23 protein-coding genes and 1 pseudogene are annotated in these 21,894 nt (G+C 59.6%); 4 read left to right on the forward strand and 20 right to left on the reverse strand.

Going from position 1 to position 21,894, the window contains the following annotated elements:
- Nucleotides 1-102 precede the first annotated feature (102 nt).
- From QFW87_RS01880 to ubiE, 10 genes are all read right to left on the reverse strand, one after another.
- The gene (locus tag QFW87_RS01880; protein WP_283189682.1) at nucleotides 103-2,019 is read right to left on the reverse strand and encodes a methyl-accepting chemotaxis protein; all 1,917 of its coding nucleotides are present in this window, start codon (nucleotides 2,017-2,019) and stop codon (nucleotides 103-105) included.
- Nucleotides 2,020-2,091: 72 nt separating this feature from the next.
- On the reverse strand, nucleotides 2,092-2,799 hold the full coding sequence (locus tag QFW87_RS01885; protein WP_283189683.1) for a 16S rRNA (uracil(1498)-N(3))-methyltransferase: 708 nt from the start codon (nucleotides 2,797-2,799) through the stop codon (nucleotides 2,092-2,094).
- On the reverse strand, nucleotides 2,796-3,590 hold the full coding sequence (gene tatC, locus QFW87_RS01890; RefSeq protein ID WP_008025235.1) for a twin-arginine translocase subunit TatC: 795 nt from the start codon (nucleotides 3,588-3,590) through the stop codon (nucleotides 2,796-2,798). Before tatC ends, QFW87_RS01885 begins: the two co-directional genes overlap by 4 nt.
- Entirely contained in the window at nucleotides 3,587-4,021 is a 435-nt protein-coding gene (tatB, locus tag QFW87_RS01895) for a Sec-independent protein translocase protein TatB (RefSeq protein WP_283189684.1), read from the reverse strand. Before tatB ends, tatC begins: the two co-directional genes overlap by 4 nt.
- 10 nt (nucleotides 4,022-4,031) lie before the next feature.
- Nucleotides 4,032-4,310 carry a twin-arginine translocase TatA/TatE family subunit gene (locus tag QFW87_RS01900; RefSeq protein WP_283182607.1) on the reverse strand — a complete coding sequence of 93 codons (279 nt, stop codon included), beginning with the start codon at nucleotides 4,308-4,310 and terminating at the stop codon, nucleotides 4,032-4,034.
- Nucleotides 4,311-4,335: 25 nt separating this feature from the next.
- The gene (locus QFW87_RS01905) at nucleotides 4,336-4,668 is read right to left on the reverse strand and encodes a phosphoribosyl-ATP diphosphatase (protein WP_008047820.1); all 333 of its coding nucleotides are present in this window, start codon (nucleotides 4,666-4,668) and stop codon (nucleotides 4,336-4,338) included.
- Entirely contained in the window at nucleotides 4,661-5,062 is a 402-nt protein-coding gene (hisI, locus tag QFW87_RS01910; protein WP_008149521.1) for a phosphoribosyl-AMP cyclohydrolase, read from the reverse strand. Before hisI ends, QFW87_RS01905 begins: the two co-directional genes overlap by 8 nt.
- An 80-nt stretch (nucleotides 5,063-5,142) precedes the next feature.
- Nucleotides 5,143-6,747, reverse strand: coding sequence for a ubiquinone biosynthesis regulatory protein kinase UbiB (gene ubiB, locus QFW87_RS01915; RefSeq protein ID WP_283189685.1), 1,605 nt, complete (start codon nucleotides 6,745-6,747; stop codon nucleotides 5,143-5,145).
- Nucleotides 6,744-7,367, reverse strand: a complete 624-nt coding sequence (locus tag QFW87_RS01920; protein WP_111449382.1) for an SCP2 domain-containing protein — start codon at nucleotides 7,365-7,367, stop codon at nucleotides 6,744-6,746. Before QFW87_RS01920 ends, ubiB begins: the two co-directional genes overlap by 4 nt.
- The gene (ubiE, locus tag QFW87_RS01925) at nucleotides 7,367-8,137 is read right to left on the reverse strand and encodes a bifunctional demethylmenaquinone methyltransferase/2-methoxy-6-polyprenyl-1,4-benzoquinol methylase UbiE (RefSeq protein ID WP_007948968.1); all 771 of its coding nucleotides are present in this window, start codon (nucleotides 8,135-8,137) and stop codon (nucleotides 7,367-7,369) included. Before ubiE ends, QFW87_RS01920 begins: the two co-directional genes overlap by 1 nt.
- 155 nt (nucleotides 8,138-8,292) lie before the next feature.
- Between ubiE and QFW87_RS01930 the strand changes: the two genes are divergently transcribed.
- The 4 genes and pseudogenes from QFW87_RS01930 to QFW87_RS29820 all read left to right on the forward strand — a co-directional run.
- Nucleotides 8,293-8,568, forward strand: a complete 276-nt coding sequence (locus tag QFW87_RS01930; protein ID WP_149631020.1) for a polyhydroxyalkanoic acid system family protein — start codon at nucleotides 8,293-8,295, stop codon at nucleotides 8,566-8,568.
- Between the two features lie 158 nt (nucleotides 8,569-8,726).
- Nucleotides 8,727-9,149 carry a phasin family protein gene (locus tag QFW87_RS01935; protein WP_283182609.1) on the forward strand — a complete coding sequence of 141 codons (423 nt, stop codon included), beginning with the start codon at nucleotides 8,727-8,729 and terminating at the stop codon, nucleotides 9,147-9,149.
- 10 nt (nucleotides 9,150-9,159) lie between these two features.
- Nucleotides 9,160-9,951: a phasin family protein gene (locus QFW87_RS01940; protein ID WP_283182610.1), complete on the forward strand. Its 792-nt coding sequence runs from the start codon at nucleotides 9,160-9,162 to the stop codon at nucleotides 9,949-9,951.
- A 58-nt stretch (nucleotides 9,952-10,009) separates the two neighbouring features.
- Nucleotides 10,010-10,123: pseudogene (locus tag QFW87_RS29820) on the forward strand (metal ABC transporter ATP-binding protein); the annotation flags it as partial.
- 3 nt (nucleotides 10,124-10,126) lie between these two features.
- Here the strand turns inward: QFW87_RS29820 and QFW87_RS01945 are convergent.
- From QFW87_RS01945 to QFW87_RS01990, 10 genes are all read right to left on the reverse strand, one after another.
- Nucleotides 10,127-10,747 carry a TetR/AcrR family transcriptional regulator gene (locus tag QFW87_RS01945; RefSeq protein ID WP_283182611.1) on the reverse strand — a complete coding sequence of 207 codons (621 nt, stop codon included), beginning with the start codon at nucleotides 10,745-10,747 and terminating at the stop codon, nucleotides 10,127-10,129.
- Between the two features lie 59 nt (nucleotides 10,748-10,806).
- On the reverse strand, nucleotides 10,807-12,489 hold the full coding sequence (gene phaC / locus QFW87_RS01950; protein ID WP_283189686.1) for a class II poly(R)-hydroxyalkanoic acid synthase: 1,683 nt from the start codon (nucleotides 12,487-12,489) through the stop codon (nucleotides 10,807-10,809).
- A 115-nt stretch (nucleotides 12,490-12,604) separates the two neighbouring features.
- The gene (phaZ, locus tag QFW87_RS01955) at nucleotides 12,605-13,459 is read right to left on the reverse strand and encodes a poly(3-hydroxyalkanoate) depolymerase (protein WP_283182613.1); all 855 of its coding nucleotides are present in this window, start codon (nucleotides 13,457-13,459) and stop codon (nucleotides 12,605-12,607) included.
- Nucleotides 13,460-13,616: 157 nt separating this feature from the next.
- A complete protein-coding gene (gene phaC / locus QFW87_RS01960; protein ID WP_283182614.1) occupies nucleotides 13,617-15,296 on the reverse strand; it encodes a class II poly(R)-hydroxyalkanoic acid synthase in 1,680 nt (559 codons plus the stop codon).
- Nucleotides 15,297-15,553: 257 nt separating this feature from the next.
- The gene (locus tag QFW87_RS01965) at nucleotides 15,554-15,925 is read right to left on the reverse strand and encodes a DUF971 domain-containing protein (RefSeq protein WP_283189687.1); all 372 of its coding nucleotides are present in this window, start codon (nucleotides 15,923-15,925) and stop codon (nucleotides 15,554-15,556) included.
- 143 nt (nucleotides 15,926-16,068) lie between these two features.
- On the reverse strand, nucleotides 16,069-17,409 hold the full coding sequence (gene hslU / locus QFW87_RS01970; protein ID WP_283189688.1) for an ATP-dependent protease ATPase subunit HslU: 1,341 nt from the start codon (nucleotides 17,407-17,409) through the stop codon (nucleotides 16,069-16,071).
- Nucleotides 17,410-17,464: 55 nt separating this feature from the next.
- The gene (gene hslV, locus QFW87_RS01975; RefSeq protein WP_007899242.1) at nucleotides 17,465-17,995 is read right to left on the reverse strand and encodes an ATP-dependent protease subunit HslV; all 531 of its coding nucleotides are present in this window, start codon (nucleotides 17,993-17,995) and stop codon (nucleotides 17,465-17,467) included.
- A gap of 149 nt (nucleotides 17,996-18,144) precedes the next feature.
- A complete protein-coding gene (locus tag QFW87_RS01980; protein ID WP_283189689.1) occupies nucleotides 18,145-18,849 on the reverse strand; it encodes an SPOR domain-containing protein in 705 nt (234 codons plus the stop codon).
- Nucleotide 18,850: 1 nt separating this feature from the next.
- A complete protein-coding gene (gene argS, locus QFW87_RS01985; RefSeq protein ID WP_283189690.1) occupies nucleotides 18,851-20,587 on the reverse strand; it encodes an arginine--tRNA ligase in 1,737 nt (578 codons plus the stop codon).
- A gap of 325 nt (nucleotides 20,588-20,912) precedes the next feature.
- Entirely contained in the window at nucleotides 20,913-21,842 is a 930-nt protein-coding gene (locus QFW87_RS01990; protein ID WP_283180508.1) for a transposase, read from the reverse strand.
- Nucleotides 21,843-21,894 lie beyond the last annotated feature (52 nt).

Genomic DNA, 21,894 nt, shown 5'->3' on the forward strand with positions numbered 1-21,894 from the left:
ATGTTGTGCCCGATTCTTGTGGCAAACATCAAACTGTAGGAGCAGGGCTTGCCCGCGATTGCGTCACCTCGGTCCCAAGCGAGCCGAGGTCATTGAATCGCCTTAAACCTTGAACCTGCCCACCAGCATCTGCAGATGCGTCCCCAGCCGCGCCAGCTCAGCGCTGGACGCCGCGGTCTCTTCACTGGCTGCCGAGGTCTGCTCGGACACGTCGCGCACGTTCAGCACGCTACGGTTGATTTCTTCGGCCACCGCGCTCTGTTGTTCTGCCGCGGCGGCGATCTGCTGGTTCATCGACTGAATCGCCGAGACGGTGCGGGTAATGCTTTCCAGCGAGCCACCGGCGCGGCGGGTCAGTTCGACGCTGCTGTCGGTCAGGCTGCGGCTGTTGTCCATGATGGTCGCCACTTGCTGGGTGCCGGTTTGCAGGCCGACGATCAGCTCTTCGATTTCTTCGGTGGACTTCTGGGTACGCTGGGCCAGGCTGCGGACTTCGTCGGCGACCACCGCAAAACCACGTCCGGCCTCACCGGCACGGGCGGCTTCGATGGCGGCGTTGAGGGCCAGCAGGTTGGTTTGCTGGGCCACGGATTTGATCACGTCGAGCACGCTGCCGATCTTGTCGCTTTCGCGTTTGAGATGAGCCATGGCCTCGGTGGAGTTGCCGACTTCCTTGGCCAGGCGCTCGATCTGGGCGATGGCTTCGCCGACTACTTTGTCACCTTCGCGGGCCTGCTGGTCAGCGGCGACGGCGGCTTCGGACGCTTCTTCGGCGTTACGCGCGACTTCCTGCACGGTGGCGGTCATTTCGTTCATGGCGGTGGCCACCTGGTCGGTCTCGACCTTCTGGCTGTTGACCCCGGCGCTGGTCTGCTCGGTGACTGCCGACAGCTCTTCGGCGGCGCTGGCGATTTGCGTGACGCCGTCACTGATGCCGCCGATCAACTCGCGCAGGCCCAGGGTCATGCTCTGCATGGCGCGCTGTAGCTGACCGAGTTCGTCCTGACGCTCAGAGATAAGGTTTTGGGTCAGGTCACCGGCAGCAACGCGCTCTGCCACTTTGAGAGTCTGGCTCAGGGGAATCACGATCTGGCGAGTGATCGCCCAAGCGGCAAGCAGGCCGAAGGCGAGCGCCAGGACGGTGGCCAGCAGCAGCAGGTTTTTGGCATGCGCGGCGTCAGTGTTACGGACGATGGTTTGCGACACGGTGAGTTTTTTGCTGACGTCGAGCAGGATGTCGCCTTGTACGGCCATGCGTTTTAGCGCAGCGGCGCTGGCAACCTGAGAGTCGCGGAACTGGCCGACGGCGGCGCGATAGGCTTTGAGCGAGTCAGTGGCCTGTTGCAGGTTGGCGATGTGCTGTTCAGGCAGTTTGGAGGGCAGGCTTTCGAGGTTTTTCAACGCGTTGTCGATGGCGTCCAGAGCGGGTTGCTCGGCCTCGGTTTTGCCGCTGTAGGTATAACCGCGAACCTGGAAGCGCGCTTGCTGGATCAGTTTGCTCAAGTCGATCACGCTGTTGAAATCGGCGACGCTGTCACCTTGCAGCATGGATTTTTCGACTTCGGCGACACGGGCCGCGGCGTTGTCGGCGGTGGCGCCGAGTTTGCCGCGGGCGTCTTCGCGGTTGGCGCCGGCCTGGGTCATGGCCGTGAAAGCTTGTTTGTACTCACTGACGGCAGCCAGTTGCTGGTCGATCATCGCCACGTCGGCCGGTTGTTCGATCAACGTGCGCGCGGTTTTCAGGCCGGTATCGAGTTGGCCAAGCAGGTCGTTGACCGCACCGGGGCCTTGGTCGCCACGACGCATTTCGTAATCCAGACGGGCCAGGCGCAGGTCTTTGGTCAGGTCATTGAGGCTGGCAATAAACCCCAGCTTATCGCCGCGACTCATCACACCGCTCAGGCCGGTCCAGCCGGTGAAGGTTATCAACAAGGTAAGCAGCAGCACCAGACCGAAGCCGACACCCAGTTTGCGATTGACGCTGACGTTCCCCAGTTTCTCGGCTAGCCATCGGTACATGCTGCAACTCCCTCGAACCATTCGTTGGTTTTATGGGAGTTGTATCGGCAGGCGGGCGGGAATCTGTAGGTTTTAGAAGAGACGGGCGAGTAGCGCAGTGACAGCGGTTTCGACCCGCAGGATACGGTCGCCGAGCTGCACCGGTTGCAGACCGGCCTTGCCGAGCAGGTCGATTTCGTAAGGAATCCAGCCACCTTCGGGGCCGATGGCCAGGGTCACCGGTTCGGCCAGGCCGCGAGGACAGGGCGGATAATGGCCGGGATGGCCAACGAGGCCGAGGGTACCGTCGGTGATCGCCGGCAGACGGTCTTCGACGAACGGCTTGAAGCGCTTCTCGATGACGACTTCCGGCAGCACGCTGTCCCGGGCCTGTTCCAGGCCGAGGATCAACTGCTCGCGAATCGCCTCGGGCTCCAGAAACGGCGTTTGCCAGAAGCTCTTCTCGACGCGATAGCTGTTCACCAAAATGATTCGGGGCACACCCATGGCCGCCACGGTCTGAAACACCCTGCGCAGCATTTTCGGCCGTGGCAGCGCCAACACCAAGGTCAGCGGCAGCTTGGCCGGTGGTGGCTGGTCGAGAGTGACGCGCAACTCGGCTTCATCGGCGTCCAGGCGCAGCAGTTCGGCCGAGCCCATCAGCCCGCCGATACGCCCGACCCGCAGGCTGTCGCCGACAACCGAACGGTGGACTTCCTGCATGTGCGTCAACCGGCGATCACGCAGGATCGCCCGGTCGGCCGCAATGAAGTCGGCGTCTTCGAGAAGCAGCAGGTTCACGCTTGGGTCGCTGGCGGCTGGTCGTTGTGATCGTCGACCGGCTGGTCGTCCGGATGATCGCCGCGCTTGCTGATCAGGCCACCGAACAGGATGCCGATTTCAAACAGCAGCCACATCGGTACGGCCAGCAACGTCTGCGAGAAAATGTCTGGTGGCGTCAGGATCATGCCGACCACGAAGCAGCCGATGATCACGTACGGGCGGATTTTCTTCAGGTATTTGACGTCGACCACGCCGATCCACACCAGCAGCACCACGGCCACCGGGATCTCGAACGCCACGCCGAAGGCGAAGAACAGCGTCATGACGAAGTCGAGGTAGCTGCTGATGTCGGTCATCATCTCCACGCCGGCCGGGGTGGCGGCGGCGAAGAATTTGAAGATCAGCGGGAACACCAGGTAATAGGCGAACGCCATGCCGGCGTAGAACAGCATGATGCTCGATACCAGCAAGGGCACGGCGATGCGTTTTTCATGTTTGTACAAGCCTGGCGCAATGAAGCCCCAGATCTGATGCAGGATCACCGGGATCGCCAGGAACAGCGACACCATCATGGTCAGCTTCAGTGGAGTCAGGAACGGCGACGACACGTCGGTGGCGATCATCGTCGCGCCCACTGGCAGGTATTGGCGCAGCGGCGTGGAGACGAAGGTGTAGATCTGCTGGGTGAAGGCAAACAACCCGGCGAAGATGATGAAGATCGCCGCTACACAGCGCAGCAGACGGGTACGCAACTCAGTGAGGTGCGAAACCAGCGGCATGTGCTGGTCATTTTCGGGGAGATCGCTCATGAGACTCGCGGCGGCAAAGTGGTGTCGTGAGGAGCCGGCGTTGACGGCACGGCGGCAGGAGCAACAGGTTCAACGGGTGCAGGTTCTACCGCGGCTACAACCGGGGCAGGTTCCGCTGCCATCGGAGCATGAATCGTTTGCTCCGCCACAGGTTCAACCGGCTGAACCGGCGTGGCTTCTTGCTGAGTCGGCGTGAAAATCTTCCGCGCCTCCTGCTCAAGCGACAGAATGTGCTCGTTATGCAGCTGCCGACGAATCTCGTCGGCACCGATTTCACGTTCAACTTCCTGTTTGATCGCGTTGAAGCTGCGCTTCAGACGGCCGACCCACAGGCCGGCGGTGCGCGCAGCACCCGGCAGACGCTCGGGGCCCAGCACCAGCAGGGCTACGAGGCCGACGAGCAGCAGTTCAGGGAAGCTGATACCAAACATTAGTCAGTGCTCACACGTCTTTGCGGATCGGCTCTTCGACTTTTTGCGCCTGCACGTCGATGGTGTGCGGCTGGTTCACGGACTGTGTGGTCTGTGGCTGAGCGGGTGGAACCGGTTGAGCCGGTGTTACCGTCGGGTCGGCTGGCTTGTCTTCATCGTTCATGGCTTTGCGAAAGCCCTTGATCGACTCACCCACGTCAGTGCCGAGGTTTTTCAGTTTCTTGGTGCCGAACACCAGCACGACAACAACCAGGATGACGATCCAGTGTTTCCAGTCAAAAATGCCCATGTCGCTGCTCCTCTCTAATAGTTGTTCAGGCGGACGGACGCGAGGCTTTCTCGGCGTGTCCGGACAGACCGAAACGACGGTCCAGTTCATCGAGTACAGCCTGTGGATGCTGCCCCAGTTGGGCGAGCATGACCATGCTGTGGAACCACAAATCGGCGGTTTCGTAGATCACATCGCTACAGTCACCGCTGATAGCGGCATCCTTGGCGGCAATGATGGTTTCGACCGACTCTTCGCCGACTTTTTCCAGAATCTTGTTCAAGCCCTTGTGGTACAGGCTGGCGACATACGAGCTGTCGGCGGCGGCGCCTTTGCGCTCTTCCAGCACTTCGGCCAGACGGGTCAGAGTGTCACTCATGGCTGTGTCCTGCGGAATAGATGGCGTGCGGGTCTTTGAGCACCGGGTCGACGGTTTTCCAGTCGCCGTTCTCGAAGACGCGGTAGAAGCAGCTCTGACGGCCGGTATGGCAAGCGATGTCGCCGATCTGCTCGACCATCAGGATGATCACGTCGGCGTCACAGTCCAGGCGCATCTCATGCAGGGTTTGCACGTGACCGGACTCTTCGCCCTTGCGCCACAGCTTGCCACGGGAACGTGACCAGTAAATGGCGCGGTTCTCGGCAGCGGTCAGTTCCAGCGCTTCACGGTTCATCCAGGCCATCATCAGGACGCGCCCGGTCTTGTGATCCTGGGCAATCGCCGGCACCAGGCCGTCGGCGTCCCACTTGATCTCGTCCAGCCAGTTTTTCATCTTCGACTCCGACAGCGGTTCCACACCTCATGAGTAGAACCCAAGCGTTGAAACAGTGTGCCAGCGTGCGGGGGCGCTGGCTATCGGCGAACGACCAGATACAAACCGACCGCCACCATGATGCCGGCCGGCCAATGACCCAGTTCGTTCAGCGGCCCACCGGCAGCGAGTATGGTGCCGCCGGCCAGGTGCGCACAGCCGAGCAGTCGCAGCAGCCAATCGTCCTTGCGACGGTGCCACGGTGGCGGCGGGTCGTAAGCGTGAGGCTGGGACATGCGTTCAAGCAGGTCACGGGCCATGTTGGCCAGGTGCGGCAGCTGTTCGAACTGGCTCTGCACGTTGCCGATCAAGGCTTTGGGGCTGACGCGTTCGCGCATCCAGCGTTCGAGGAACGGCTGGGCGGTGTTCCACAAATCGAGGTCCGGGTACAGCTGACGACCCAGGCCTTCGATGTTCAACAGGGTTTTTTGCAGCAGAACCAGCTGCGGCTGCACTTCCATGTTGAAGCGCCGAGCGGTCTGGAACAGGCGCATCAGCACCTGACCGAAGGAAATATCTTTTAACGGTTTTTCGAAGATTGGCTCGCACACGGTGCGGATCGCCGCTTCGAATTCGTTGAGTTTGGTTTCCGCCGGCACCCAGCCCGAATCGATGTGCAGCTGCGCGACACGACGGTAATCACGCTTGAAGAACGCGAACAGGTTGCGCGCCAGGTAATCCTGATCTTCCGGGGTCAGGCTGCCGACGATGCCGCAGTCGATCGCAATGTACTGCGGGCTCCACGGGTTCACGGTGCTGACGAAAATGTTGCCGGGATGCATGTCGGCGTGGAAAAAGCTGTCGCGGAACACTTGGGTGAAGAAGATCTCGACACCGCGTTCGGCGAGCATTTTCATGTCGGTGCGCTGATCAGCCAAGGTCGCTAGGTCAGTGACCTGAATGCCGTAGATGCGCTCCATCACCAGCACTTTCGGCCGGCACCAGTCCCAATAGACTTGCGGCACGTAGAGCAGCTCCGAGCCGTCGAAGTTGCGCTTCAACTGGCTGGCGTTGGCCGCTTCGCGCAGCAGGTCGAGTTCGTCGTAGATAGTTTTTTCGTAGTCCAGTACCACGTCCACCGGGTGCAGCAGGCGCGCGTCGGAAGAGAGCTTTTCGGCGGCGCGGGCGAGGATGAACAGCCACGCCAGGTCTTGGGCAATGATCGGCTTGAGGCCCGGGCGGATCACTTTGACGACGACTTCTTCACCGGTTTTCAGTTGCGCGGCATGCACCTGCGCCACTGAGGCCGAGGCGAGCGGTTCGACGTCGAAGCGGCTGAAGACTTCACTGATCTTTTTACCGAGCTGCTCTTCAATCAGCTTGATCGACACTTGCGAGTCGAACGGCGGCACGCGGTCCTGCAGCTTCATCAGCTCATCAGCGATGTCTTCCGGCAGCAAGTCGCGGCGAGTGGACAGGATTTGCCCGAACTTGATGAAAATCGGTCCCAAGTCCTGCAACGCCAGACGCAATCGCGTGCCACGGCTCAGGTCCAGCGTCTTGCGCGGGAACCAGCGCCACGGCAAGGCGTAGCGCAGCGCCAGCAGAAACCAAGGCAGTGGCAGGGCGAACAACAGGTCATCGAGGCGGTAGCGAATCACAACGCGCTGGATGCGCAACAAACGGCGGACGGCAAGCAGCTTCATGCGTTATCGCTTGGGTCGAGGGATCGGGAAAGGCGCTCGAAACGCGCCTCGAGACGTTCCAGATCGAGTTTGATCTGGTCCAGTTCACTGAAACGGGCCTCGGCTTCGCGCTGACCGACGAGGGTGCGCGATTCTTCGGCCAGGTATTCGCCAAGGTTCTGATTGAGGCTGGCGAACCCTTGCTGATACCAGCGTGCGCGACTGCGCAGATGACCGCCGAGCAGTTGCGTGGCGACAGGTCCCAGCCAGCGCGAGAGTTCGTACTCCCAGTCCAGCTCAAGGTCCTGAAGGATCGCCGCCAGTTCCAGCAGCACGCCGCTGTCGCCGTCGAGTTCGACTTCAGGAGCATGCAGGACGGAAGTCTTGTCCTTGCTCATCGCCAGTTTCAGCAGGCTGGAGGCCGGTGCGCGCAAGGTGCAGTCGGCGCCGGTTTCCCAGTGGGAAGCCAGCATCAAGCCTTCGTCGCTGGGCAGAATGAACACTTGCAGCGCCGGGCTGCGGCAGTCGACGGCAATCACCTTGCCACTCAAATGCGCCAGCCGCGGCAACGCCGTGCTGTCGAGACGCAGCACCCGGTTCAGACCGAGTTCAACGCTGGCGAGCAGACCGGCCAGCAACATCAGGGTTTGATGCCGCGGTGCAGGGCGACGATGCCTGCGGTCATGTTGTGGTAGGTCACGCGGTCGAAACCGGCCTCGACCATCATCGACTTCAGGGTTTCCTGATTCGGGTGCATGCGGATCGATTCGGCCAGGTAGCGATAGCTTTCCGAGTCGTTGGTGATCAGCTTGCCCATCAGCGGCATGAAGGCGAACGAGTAGGCGTCGTAGGCTTTGGACATCAGCGCGTTGGTTGGCTTGGAGAACTCCAGCACCAGCAAACGGCCTCCCGGTTTCAGCACGCGCAGCATCGAACGCAGGGCGTCTTCTTTATGCGTAACGTTGCGCAGGCCGAAAGCGATAGTCACGCAGTCGAAATGGTTGTCCGGGAATGGCAGCTTTTCAGCGTCGGCCTGGACGAATTCGACGTTGCCGGCCACACCCAGATCCAGCAGGCGGTCACGACCGACCTTGAGCATGGATTCGTTGATGTCGGCCAACACCACCTGGCCGGTCGGGCCAACGAGGTGCGAGAACTTCTTGGTCAGGTCGCCGGTACCGCCAGCGATGTCCAGCACGCGATTACCGGTGCGAACGCCCGACAGTTCGATCGCGAAACGCTTCCACAGGCGGTGCATGCCGCCCGACAGGAGGTCGTTCATCAAGTCGTACTTGGCGGCTACCGAGTGGAAAACTTCAGCGACTTTTTCCGCTTTCTGGCTTTCCGGAACGTTTTTGAAGCCGAAGTGAGTGGTGGGTTCGGCATCGCTGCCTTTGCGCTGATCAGTCATATCGCTGTCACCAAAAGAGAATGCGGGACATTCTAATCCCGGTGGCCTGCTTTGTCTTGGCAAGGCTGCAGGTAAGATAGGTAACCACCGGGACGTTTTGCCGCAGTAGCGGTCAAGATGCTTCGGGAAAGTATTCATAAAACAGGAGTCATTCGATGGCCCGTATTAGTGTTGAGCGTGCCCACGGCCTGGGTAAGGAAGCGGCCCGCGAGAAGGCCGACAAGTTGGCGCAGAAACTGTCCGATCAATATGGCCTGGAGCCGCAATGGTCCGGCGACACCCTGAACCTCAAGCGTTCCGGAGTGAAAGGCGCGGTGTATGTGGGCGAGGATTCGATCAAGGTCGATGTCGAACTCGGTCTGTTGATGTCGGCCATGAGCGGCACGATCAAATCGGAAATCGAGAAGGCCCTCGATAAAGCATTGGCTTGACCGGCAGTGGATTTGTGAATGCAATTCCTGTGGGAGCGTTGTACCCAAACGTTTATGTCAGTTGTTAGGGTGCTGTTTCTAATTATTCTCACTACTTTGTGCCTGAGCCCGACTCTTTCGCGGGCAGTTCCTCAAACCTTCTGCGCGTGAGGTGCACCATGGCCAAAGTTATTTTGAAGAAAAAAATCGACGCTTCGACGACTGCTCTGAGCGACGTTAAATCTTACGCCCGCAAGATCTGGCTGGCAGGCCTGGGGGCCTACACCAGGGTCGGCCAAGAGGGCAACGAGTACTTTCAAGAGTTGATCGTCGCGGGTCAAGCTGTTGAAAAGAAAGGCAAAGAAGCAGTTGCCGAGAAACTTGAAGCAGCGAATGCCGAGATCGATGAAGCCAAGAGTGAAGTCACTACTTTCAAAGGTAAGGTCGAAGTTCAACTCGACAAGGTCGAGAAGGCTTTTGACTCGCGTGTCGCAAGTACCTTGAATCGTATCGGCATTCCGTCTAAACATGACGTTGAGACACTCTCTGCCAAGCTCGATGAGCTGACGGCATTGCTCGAACGCGTCGCGCGTAAATCTTAAGGAGAACGGGATGGCTGGTAAAAAGAATACTGAAAAAGAAGGCAGCTCGTGGATCGGGAAGGTTGAAGACTACTCCCGCAAAATCTGGCTGGCTGGTTTAGGCGTGTACTCGAAGATCGACACTGACGGCAGCAAGCTCTTCGATACATTGGTTAAAGACGGCGAGAAAGCCGAGAAGCTCACCAAGAGCGCTGTCGACAAGAAAGTCGATGCCGCCAAGGACTCCGCTTCGTCGGCCAAGTCGCGCATCAGCGGCGTGAAAGATCGCGCACTGGGCAAGTGGGATGAGCTGGAAGGGGCTTTTGACAAGCGTCTGAACAGCGCCATTTCGCGCCTGGGTGTACCGAGCCGCAATGAAGTCAAAGCACTGCACAGCAAGGTCGATACCCTGACCAAGCAAATCGAAAAACTCACCGGTGCCAAGGTGGCGTCTGTTGCGGCGAAAACCGCAGTGGCCAAACCTGCAGCGAAGTCCGCTGCCAAACCACTGGCTAAAGCTGCCGCTAAACCAGCAGCCAAAACTGCCGCAGCCAAGCCAGCGGCCAAAGCAGCAGCAAAACCAGCCGCTAAGCCTGCTGCCAAAACTGCAGCAGCCAAGCCAGCGGCAAAACCTGCTGCTGCGAAGAAGCCAGCGGTGAAAAAGCCGGCAGCTCCGAAAGCGGCTGCACCAAAACCAGCAGTGGCTGCCGCCAAACCGGCAACCCCAGCGCCGGTCAGCGCGTCGAACTCCGCTACCGCGCCGACCCCTGCTGCAACCCCGACTGTCGCGCCAGCTCCTTCGACGCCAACCAGTCAGTCCTGATACTCAGGGCTCAAGAAAACGCCCGGCCTGCAAAGGTCGGGCGTTTTTTTATGCACGGATTAATGAACGCCGCAGATCCACTGTGGGAGCGAGCCTGCTCGCGAAAGCGGTGGGTCAGTCGACATCATTTTTGAATGATAAACCGCTTTCGCGAGCAGGCTCGCTCCCACAGGGGTTACTCGTGTTCTTCGAGGTATTGGAGTGCCATCTGCTCCGTCGCGACCTTGATCGGCGGCAGCAGATGCGGCGCCACCAGCATCATGATCTGATACACCACCAATCTCACCTCACCCTCCCGATCAAGAATCCGCTGATAGTCCAGCGAGAACAGCAGCGTCATGGTGATCTGTTCCACCAGTTGCCCCAACGCTTGGGTATCGCTGACCAATTGCCCCTGAGCCTTCAATCGTGCGAGCAACGAAGCCAGCGTGCGCTTCAACGCATTGAGCAGGTTGCGTATGCCCTTGGCCAGTTTCGGCAAGCGCCCGGCGAGGTTCGACAGGTCCTGGAACAGAAACCGGTAATGGGCCAGGCGTTCGATGATCAGGTGCAGGAACAGCCAGTAATCTTCCGGTGCAAGTTCTACATCGGCCGGTGGATCGAGCAGGGGCGCCAGTTCGGACTGGAAGCGCTCGAACAGTCCGAGAATCAACGGTTCCTTGCCGTGGAAGTGGTAGTAGAGGTTGCCCGGGCTGATGCCCATTTCGTTGGCCACTTCCATGGTGGAGACGTTCGGCTCGCCCTTCTGATTGAACAACTGCAAAGCACATTCGAGAATCCGGTCGCGGGTTTTCATCCAGTCTTCTTAATGGTCGAGTCATGCCACGGCCGGCGCCGGCCGTGGTTCGTTGTCAGTCAGCGCACGCGCACATAAGTGCCGGGTGCCGCTTCCATCGGTGGATAGTTCTGGTTGCCAAGCGCCATGTGGGTTTCTTTTAGCGCGCCTGAACGTTCTTGAATCCAGCCCAGCCATTGGGTCCACCAACTGCCGTCGACTTGCTTGGCGTCGTAATACCAGGCCCGTGGGTCGCTGCTCAGCTTCGTGCTCTCGACGAAGTTGGCTTTCGGGTTGGAGGGCGGGTTGAGAATGCTCTGCACATGCCCGCTGTTGGACAGCACGAAGCGTCGCTCGCCACCCAGCAGCAGGGTCGAGCGATACACCGCATCCCACGGGGTGATGTGGTCATTGATGCCCGCCACGCTGAAGCTGTCGACGTTGACTTTCTGCAAGTCAATCGGCGTGCCGCACACCTCCAGACCTCCCGGATGACTCAGCGGGTTGTGTTTGAAGAAATCCAGCAAGTCGCCATGCAAGGCTGCCGGCAAACGTGTGTTGTCGTTGTTCCAGTAGAGGATGTCGAACGCCGGAGGCTCTTTGCCCAACAGGTAGTTGTTAACGAAATAGCTCCAGATCAAATCGTTGGGGCGCATCCAGGTGAAGACCCTGGCCATGTCACGGCCGTCCAGCACGCCTTTCTGATAGGAGCGACGTTTGGCCGCCTCAAGCGTCTGTTCGTCGGCGAAGAGGGTCGCAGGCGAGTCCATCTGACTGTCGAGCAGGCTCACGAGATAGGTCGCGCTGGACACTCGCCGCAGTTGCCGCTTGGCCTGTAAGTGACCTTGCAGGGCGGCGATGGTCAGCCCGCCCGCGCAGGCGCCCATCAGATTGATCTCACGAGCGCCGGTGATCGCCCGGCACACATTCATCGCTTCTTCCACGGCTTCAACGTATGTCGACAACCCCCATTCGCGATGACGTACATCCGGATTGCGCCAACTGATCATGAAGGTCTGCAAACCATTCTTCAGGGCGAACTGGACGAAGCTGTTGTGCGGACTCAGGTCGAAAATGTAGTACTTGTTGATCTGTGGCGGCACCACCAGCAGCGGTTTGGAATACTGCTTTTCGCTCATGGGCTTGTACTGGATCAACTCCAGCAACTCATTGCGAAACACCACGGAGCCCGTAGTGGTGGCGACCGTTTTGCCGACCTCGAAAGCTTGCTTGGTGACTTGTCTGGGCAGACCGTCGTTGTGCAGGAAGTCGTCGACCAGGTGGCTGATACCTCGCACGAGGCTGTTGCCGCCGGAGTTGAAGATCTCCTTGATCGCCAGCGGATTAAGCAGGCTGTTGGACGGTGCCATGGCGTCGTTGAGCAAGGCGAACGCGAAGTGGGCACGGGCGCGATCGTCCGGGGTCATGTTGCTGTCGTCGATCCAGTGTTTGACCTGCTTCTGCCAGCTCAGGTAGGCCTGCAAACTGCGGCGATAAAAAGGGTTGAGGCTCCACGCCGGATCGGCAAAGCGATTGTCCTGCGGATTGGTCGGGTGCAGGGTTTCGCCCAGCAGTACGCGGCCCAGTTGACCGCCCAGCTTCAAGGCGTGTCGGGCGGTGTGCACCGGGTTGCGCAAACCATGGGCGGCAACGCTGCGCAGTGTGGAAAACAGATCCCGACCACGCAGGCCGGTAATCGCACTCTGTGCGTTGATGAACGCGGCGGGAGTGGGCAAAAATTCCCTCGCTGGTTTTTCGCGCATGAATGAACACTCCTTCGTCTTCAGGCCAAATACAGATACACCGAACCAGAACACCATAGACGCTGTTGCGGATTGTTGCGCGGCGCTGCGTCTTCCCCGACCGACAATGGGCCGATTAGCCGCCCAATGGCGCGGGATGCGGATGCATCACGGCACGCTGACGTTCTTCCTCGAGAAACTTCATGATGATCGGTGCCACTGCTTCGGCCCGAGTAATCAAAAACAGATGCCCGTCATCGATGATGTGCAACTGGGCGTTGGGAATCCGCCAGGCCAGCAACCGCATGTTGACCAACGGAATCAGTGGATCGTCGTCACCGGCCAGTACCAGGGTTGGCTGGTGGATCTTGTGCAACCAGTGAATGCTGGTCCAGCCGAGGCCGGCGAACAGCTGCCAGTAATAACCGAGTTTGCCTGCCGAGCGGACCTTGGCGGCATGGCTGGCGGCGAGGGTTGGATCGCGACGGAACGCACCGCCGTAGATCATCGGCGCAATGCGAATCACGTGAGACGGCTGGATGTAGCGTCGTGGGCTGGCCATCATCCACAGGACTCTCGGCTTGCCCGGCACCATCACCGTGCCAGCCGCCGTGGCCGCCAGAACGAGTTTCTTGCAGCGCTCGGGATAGTCGTAAGCGAACTGCTGGGCGAGGGCGCCGCCCCAAGAAACGCCGATTACGTTGACTTTCCCGTAGTCGAGATAGTCGAGCATCCGCGCCGTGAGTTTCGCCAGGCCCGGAAAGCGATACGGTCGCCTTGGCGTCGACGAACCGCCGACACCAGGGACGTCGAAGGCGATGACTTCCAGGTCCGGGTCCAGCGCCGCGACAAACGGAAACACCAGCTCCAGGTTGGCGCCGATGCCGTTGAAAATCAGCAAGGGCGTCAAGTGAGGCTTGCCGGGGCGTACTGCCGTGCGGAGGGTCTGGCCATCCAGGTCGACGGTACGGAATATGAACGGTTGCGGCATGCTTCAGGCCCTGTGGGTCACTGTCTCAATTTCACCCCCCGATCCCCTGTAGGAGCTGAGCTTGCTCGCGATAGCGGTGGGTCAGGCGCAGCAAATTTGACTGTGCCGCCGCCTTCGCGAGCAAGCTCGGCTCCTACAGGGGCGCGAGGTGTGTCAGTTATCGCTCATGCACATAAGTGCCTGGTGCAGCTTCACCTGCCGGATAAGCCTTGTTGCCCAAACTGCCCGGAGACTTCTTCAGCTTGCCCGAACGCTCGGCTTGCCATGCCTGCCAGTGCAGCCACCAGGAGTCGGTGTGCTTGGTGGAGTTTTCTTGCCACTCCTCCGCCTTGACCGGCATCTCGGTGCTGGTCATGTAGCGTGATTTCGGATTGCCCGGCGGGTTCAGAATGCTCTGGATATGCCCGCTGCTGGACAGCACGAATTCAACCTTGCCACCGAACAGTTGCGCCGACTTGTAGCAGGACTTCCATGGGGTGATGTGGTCGTTGGTGCCGGCCAGGGAGTAGATGTCGGCAGTGACCTGCTTCAGATCGATCGGTGTGCCGCACACTTCCAGTGCATCAGATCGGATCAGTGGGTTGGTTTTGAACATCTCGATCAGGTCGCCGTGGAACGCTGCGGGCAACCGTGTGGTGTCGTTGTTCCAGAACAGGATGTCGAACACCGGCGGCTCGTTGCCCAGTAGGTAGTTGTTGACCCAGTAGTTCCAGATCAGGTCGTTGGGGCGCATCCATGCGAAAATTTTCGCCATGTCGCGGCCTTCCAATACGCCGGCCTGATAGGAGTGGCGCTTGGCGGATTCGAGCGTCTGCTCGTCGACGAATAGTGCTACGTCGCTGTCCAGGGTGGTGTCCAGCACGCTGACCAGCAGCGTCAGGGCGTTGACCTTGTTCTCGCCGAGCGCGGCGTAGTGGCCCAGCAGGGCGGTGCAGGTGATGCCGCCGGAGCAGGCGCCGAGCATGTTGATGTCTTTGCTGCCGGTGATCGAGGTGACCACGTCGACCGCTTCCTTGAGCGCTTCGATGTAGGTCGACAGACCCCACTCGCGCTGCTCCTTGGTCGGGTTGCGCCAGCTGACGATGAACGTCTGCACATTGTTGCGCAGGCAGAAGCGCGCCAGGCTCTTGTCCGGGCTGAGGTCGAAAACATAGAACTTGTTGATCTGCGGTGGCACCACCAGCAGTGGGCGCTCGTGCACTTGCTCGGTGGTCGGCCGGTACTGGATCAGCTCCAGCACATCATTGCGAAACACCACCGCGCCTTCGGTGACGCCCAGGCTCTTGCCGACCTCGAACGCCCCCATGTTGACCTGGCTAGGCATGCCGCCGTTGTGCACCAGATCCTTGGCCAGATGGGAGAGGCCGTCGAGCAAGCTTTTGCCACCGGTTTCGAAGAAGCGTTTGACCGCCGCCGGGTTGGCCGCACTGTTGGTCGGGGCCATGGCTTCGGTCATGAGGTTGATCACGAAATGCCCCCGTGCGACGTCCTTCGGCGAGAGGTTGCTGTCGCCGATCCAGTCGTGGAGCTCCTTGCGCCACGCCAGGTAAGTTTGCAAATAACGTTTGTAGAGCGGGTTCTGGCTCCAGGCCGGATCGGCGAAGCGACGGTCATCGCTTGTCGGTAGAAGCTCGGATTTGCCGAACAACACATTCTTCAGTTCAAGACCGAAATGAGCGACATGCCTGGCGCTGTGAATCGGTTGTCTGATGGCCTGCCTAAGCACCATTCGAGCAGAAGCCAGTAAATCCTTTCCACGCAGCCCAACGACAGGATTCAGCCCCAAGGTGTTTTCCGAGGCCTGATACTTCAAGTCATCGTTATTCTTGTTACTCATCTACGACGCTCCATTGTCCTGAGACGAGTACCTGGGTCCAGCTGTGCAGTCCACAGCCAATGCCAGGTACTACTGCTCGGGTGACCGTTAATTCTGCATCGCTGCTTTTTAGTTCAGAGAGCACTGCAGGTACCTTGCCAGCTCCATTGGTTACCCGAGTTTAATTTTTTTCGCAAGCAGGCCAATCGTCGGCCCGGAAGCGGAGCATTCAAACAGATGGAATTAGAAAATGCCCTCTAATGAGCGAAAGGCCTGAGCTAGAGCATCAGCTTGACGATGGATTCGTTCGGATCACGGGTCTTTCCGGCGGCTTTGAGTTCGGCAAGATAATCGTTCCAGAGATCCTCTTGGCGCACGCCCAGCTGGTACAGATATTCCCAGGTGAACAGGCCGCTGTCGTGGCCGTCGTCGAAGGTCAATTTCAGTGCGTACTGACCGGCCGGTTCGACCTTGGTCAGGCCTACGCCGATCTTGCCAAATTGCAGGATAGGTTTGCCGTGGCCCTGGACCTCGGCGGAAGGAGAGTGCACGCGCAGGTACTCGGCGGGCAGGTGATGTTCCTCACCGGACGCGTATTTCAGCGACAGGGTTTTCGAGGCTTTGTGCAGTTTGATATCGGTGGGGATCATGACCGGATGTCCGTCTTGTGCGGAACCTTGTGGGAGCGAGCCTGCTCGCGATAGCGGTGCAACAGTCAACACAAGGGTTGAATGTACCGCTGTCATCGCGAGCAGGCTCGCTCCCACAGTTCCACTACATCTGTAAGAGTTGCTTACAGAATATAACGGGACAGGTCTTCGTTCTGCGCCAATTCGCCCAAGTGGCTGTTGACGTAATCGGCGTCGATCACGATCGCTTTGTCGTCGTGGGCGCTGGCCAGATCACCGGCGCTGAACGACACCTCTTCAAGCAGGCGCTCAAGCAGCGTGTGCAGGCGACGGGCACCGATATTCTCGGTCTTCTCGTTGACCTGCCACGCGATCTCGGCAATGCGCTTGATACCGTCCGGCTGGAACTCGATCACCAGGCCTTCGGTTTTCAGCAGGGCGCAATACTGCTCGGTGAGCGACGCGTGCGGCTCGCTGAGAATGCGTTCGAAATCTTCAGGCGTCAGCGCCTTCAGTTCGACACGAATCGGCAGGCGACCTTGCAGCTCAGGCACCAGATCGCTCGGCTTGCTCAGGTGGAACGCACCGGACGCGATGAACAGGATGTGGTCGGTCTTGACCATGCCCAGTTTGGTGTTGACGGTGCAGCCTTCGATCAGCGGCAGCAAGTCGCGCTGTACGCCCTCACGGGACACGTCGACGCCACCGGTGTTGCCTCGCTTGGCGACCTTGTCGATTTCGTCGATGAACACGATGCCGTGCTGCTCGACCGCTTCCAGCGCCTTGGCCTTCAACTCTTCTTCGTTGACCAGGCGACCGGCTTCTTCGTCACGCACCAGTTTCAGCGCTTCCTTGACCTTGATCTTGCGGCTCTTGCGTTTGCCCTTGCCCATGTTGGCGAACAGGCTCTGCAACTGGTTGGTCATCTCTTCCATGCCCGGCGGCGCGGAGATATCGACACCGGCCATTTCGGCGACTTCGATTTCGATCTCTTTGTCATCCAGCTGACCTTCGCGCAGGCGCTTGCGGAACAGCTGGCGGGTGTTGGAGTCGGCCGACGGTGCGGCGTCGTCGTTGCTGAAGCCCATGCGTGCCGGTGGCAGCAGGGCGTCGAGGATGCGTTCTTCGGCGGCGTCTTCGGCGCGGTGGCGAACCTTGGTCATTTCCTGTTCGCGCAACAGTTTGATCGCCGCGTCAGCCAGGTCACGAATGATCGATTCAACGTCGCGGCCGACATAACCGACTTCGGTGAACTTGGTTGCTTCGACTTTGATGAACGGCGCATTGGCCAGTTTCGCCAGGCGACGAGCAATCTCGGTTTTACCAACACCGGTCGGGCCGATCATCAGGATGTTCTTGGGGGTCACTTCAACGCGCAGCTCTTCAGGCAGCTGCATCCGGCGCCAGCGGTTACGCAGCGCGATGGCGACGGCGCGCTTGGCATCGTCCTGGCCGATGATATGGCGATTGAGTTCGTGGACGATTTCACGGGGAGTCATGGACATAGTAATTGGCGGTCCTCAAGTAAAAGTGAGCCGTGGCGTGTTGGCCAAAACAGGCTTACTCAGCGAGGTCCTGCTCCTCAATGGTGAAGGTGTGGTTGGTGAATACACAGATGTCGCCGGCGATGCCGAGGGCGGTTTCGACGATTTCCCGGGCCGACAGATCGGTTTTCTTCAGCAGTGCGCTGGCGGCGGCCTGGGCGTAACCGCCGCCGGAACCCATGGCGATCAGACCTTCTTCAGGTTCGACCACGTCGCCGTTGCCGGTGATGATCAGAGAGGCATCTTTGTTCGCGACCGCGAGCATGGCTTCGAGGCGGCTGAGGGAGCGGTCAGTGCGCCATTCTTTGGCGAGTTCGACAGCGGCGCGAACCAGGTGGCCTTGATGTTTCTCAAGCTGGCCCTCAAAACGCTCGAAGAGGGTGAAGGCGTCAGCGGTGGCCCCGGCAAAACCGGCGATCACTTGGCCGTGGTACAGGCGGCGAACTTTCTTCGCGTTGCCTTTCATCACGGTATTGCCGAGAGAAACCTGGCCGTCGCCGCCCATGACGACTTTGCCGTGGCGGCGAACTGAAACGATGGTGGTCAAGGGAGAGTCTCCACGCAGCGGGGCGAAAATGCCTTATGCCAACTCATATGGGGGTGGTGGAGCGTATTTCAACTCTAGGACGCGGCGGGGGACGAGCGGTGCGCGTATTGATCGTTCCCACGCAGAGCATGGGAACGATCAGTGGAGGGTCAGCGGCTTTGGCGTTGTTGTAACAACAGGTTGCTGAACCCGCTGCCGGCCAGTTGTTTCTGGGCGGTGGTCAGTTGCTCGCGGTTGCTGAACGGTCCGACCAATACCCGATACCAGGTTTCGTCTTTCACGGTGCCGGATTCAACCGCCACAGCCTGACCGAGCAGGATGATCTGCGCCCGAACCTTGTCCGCATCAGCCTCCTTGCGGAACGAGCCGGCCTGCAGGAAGAACTTGGTCACTGGCGCCGCTTTGGACACCGGTGGCGCTGGCGGCGGGGTAATCCCGGCCAGTGCCGCCTGAGCCCGCGCGGTATCGATCTTCGCTGCTTGCTCTGGCGTGACCGGCGTCGTCGGAATGGCCGGCACTTGTGGCGTCGGCAGGGTTTTCTCCGGCACGGCATCCGGCGGCACGATGACTTCCGATTCCGGCAACAGGGTGTAGAAGTCGTACTTCGGCTTCACCGGTTGCGTCGGGCTCGGCGGGGTCTTGTTGGCCTCGGCGATCTTGGCTTTCTGCTGCTCGATCTTCTCGCGCTTGACGCTCTCGCTGCCCTTGCCCGGTTCCAGTTTCATCAGGAACACAATAAACGCGCCGACCGTCAGGCCGATGGCCATCCACAGCCAACCCGGGATCGGTTGCTTTGCAGGAGCTTGGTAACGGCTGGCGCCACGCTTGGGTGCTGGTTTTTTCTTGGCAGCCAACTTACATACGCTCCAGAGTTTCCAGACCCAACAGTTCCAGGCCTTGCTTGAGTGTGCGGCCGGTCAGCGCGGCGAGGCGCAGACGGCTTTGCATTTGCGCCGGAGTGTCGGCACTGAGGATCGGGCAGTTCTCGTAGAAGCTGGAGAACAGGCCGGCAACATCGTACAGGTAGGTGCACAGGATGTGCGGCGTGCCTTTGTCGGAAACGTTGTTCAGCACTTCGCCGAACTGCGCGAGCTTCGCCGCCAGCTCGTGTTCATGCGCGGCTTCGAGGACGATCTGGCCTTCGACTTCGCTGAAGTCCTTGCCGAGTTTGCGGAACACACCGGCCACGCGGGTGTAGGCGTACAGCAGGTACGGTGCAGTGTTGCCTTCGAAGTTCAGCATCAGGTCGAAGTTGAAGCTGTAGTCGCTGGTGCGGTGCTTGGACAGGTCGGCGTATTTCACCGCGCCAATGCCCACCACCTTGGCGATGTTGCGCAACTCGTCATCGGCCAGCTCTGGGTTCTTGTCCTTCACCAGGGTGTAGGCGCGTTCCTGGGCTTCGGTCAGCAGGTCGATCAGCTTCACGGTGCCGCCATCACGGGTTTTGAATGGGCGGCCATCTTTACCGTTCATGGTGCCGAAGCCCATGTGCTCCATTTCCATCGGGTGCGTCACGAAGCCGGCCAGGCGCGCGACCTGGAATACTTGCTGGAAGTGCAGGGCCTGGCGCTGGTCGACGAAGTACAGCGCGCGATCAGCCTTCAACTTGCCGCTACGGTAACGCACGGCCGCCAGGTCGGTGGTGGCGTAGAGGTAGCCACCGTCAGCCTTGACGATGATCACCGGCAGCGGGTCGCCGTCGGCATTCTTGAACTCGTCGAGGAACACGCACTGGGCGCCGTTGCTTTCGACCAGCAGGCCGGCGGCCTTGAGGTCGTTGACCACGTTGATCAGGTCGTCGTTGTAGGCGCTTTCACCCATCACGTCAGCCATGGTCAGTTTGACGTTCAGCAGTTCGTAGATTTTCTGGCAGTGCGACAGCGAGATGTCTTTGAACTTGGTCCACAGCGCCAGGCAGTCCGGGTCGCCGGCTTGCAGCTTGACCACCAGACCACGGGCGCGATCTGCGAACTCTTCGGATTCGTCGAAGCGTTGTTTGGCCGCACGGTAGAAGTTTTCCAGGTCCGACAGCTCATCGCTGGTGATCGGGTTTTCCTGCAGATACGCCATCAGCATGCCGAACTGGGTGCCCCAGTCGCCGACGTGGTTCTGACGGATCACTTCGTCGCCGAGGAATTCCAGTACGCGCGCCACGCCGTCGCCGATGATGGTCGAGCGCAAGTGGCCGACGTGCATCTCTTTGGCCAGGTTCGGTGCCGACAGGTCGACGACGGTGCGCTGCACCGGGCCGGCCTTACGCACGCCGATGTGCTCGTCGGCCAAAGCGGCGTCCAGGCGAGTGGCCAGGGCTTGGGTGTTCTGGAAGAAGTTCAGGAAGCCAGGGCCGGCGATTTCGGTCTTGGTGACGTTTTCGTCAGCCGGCAGCGCGGCGATGATTTTCTCGGCCAGGTCACGCGGCTTCATGCCGGCCGGTTTGGCCAGCATCATCGCGATGTTGCTGGCGAAATCGCCGTGAGTCTTGTCACGGGAGTTTTCCACCTGGATCGCCGGCGACAGGCCTTCAGGCAACACACCTTCGTTGACGAGTTGGGTGATGGCTTGTTGGATCAGCTGGCGAATGGTGTCTTTCATGGTGTTCTCTTTCGACCGCAAGCGCGGCGGCGCCTGGATGCGCTAGTGGAAAAACTGGGCATTATCCGTTGCGAAGACGGGCTTGCCAACTATAGCGGTCAGGTTATGGATATGTGGTGACTATTAGGGCCTCTTCGCGAGCAAGTCGAATCGTCGCACCGCCGCTCCCACAGTTAATCAGCGGTGTTCATACATTATGTGTCTGGCACAAAACCACTGTGGGAGCAACTGTCTTGATGACCTTTATTTTGAAAGCATATTGATAGACGGCTGAACTCCCACAGCTTTAGGCCATGCGATGCCCTACAGGAACACCGCGACCCGTTTAGGCCAAGGGTTCTTTCCACTCGGTTCGGTCTCGGATCATGGCGTTCAGCCGTATCAACAACACACGCATACAGGCGATGAGCGCTACTTTTGCGCATTTACCCTTATGACGCAGTGCGTCATACCGCGCTTTGAACTCAGGCTGTCGCTGAATCACCACCCAGCACGCCATGTACATTGCCCGACGCGCAGCAAACCTGCCGCCGCTAATGTGGCGGGGGCCTTCATGCTTGCCACTGTCGTCGTTGTAGGGGGCTATGCCTGCCAGCGCTGCAATCTCGTGCCGTCCAACCTCGCCCAGCTCGGGTAAGTAGGCCATCAAGCTGGCTGCCGTCACGAGCCCTATACCCTTGACCGAGCACAAACGGGCCGTTTTATCACTGTCCAGGTCTTTAGCAGTTTGACGGATCAGCTTTTCTATCGACTTTATGGCTTGGCATAAATAGTCGATATGACTTCGCAGACAGGGTTTTACCGTGTCAGCAGAGGCTGTTTTAAGGCGCCGTATATCGTCGCCTTGCTGCTGAACAAAATTTTCGCGCTGCTGTACCAGCGCACGCAAATTGTCCTGTTCAGGGCTGGTGATTCGGTTGCTTGGCGACTTTATGACTTCGGCAAACTGCGCGAGCAGCCGCGCATCTATCGGGTCGGTTTTAGCGCGCTGCCCCATGGCCTTGGCAAAATCCCTGGCTCGGCGAGGGTTGATCCGCAAGACTTCGAAGCCGGCAGCCTGAAGCGCTTTCATGACCTCTCGCTCATAGCCGCCGGTGGCTTCCAGCAATACGCGGCTGACCTGATAGCGCTTTAACCAGTCAATCAGCGCAAGGAAATCACTGGCGGTATTGAGGTGACTCGCGCCAACGTCTTGCGGGTTAATCCGAACTTCAAGGGTATCTTTGGAAACATCGATGCCTGCGCAGGAAAACATAGCCGATCCCTCTTACACTCAAAGGTGAGAGCGCTCTGGCTGGGCACCACGC

This window comes from Pseudomonas sp. PMCC200344, from assembly GCF_030053095.1.
Taxonomy (GTDB): domain Bacteria; phylum Pseudomonadota; class Gammaproteobacteria; order Pseudomonadales; family Pseudomonadaceae; genus Aquipseudomonas; species Aquipseudomonas svalbardensis.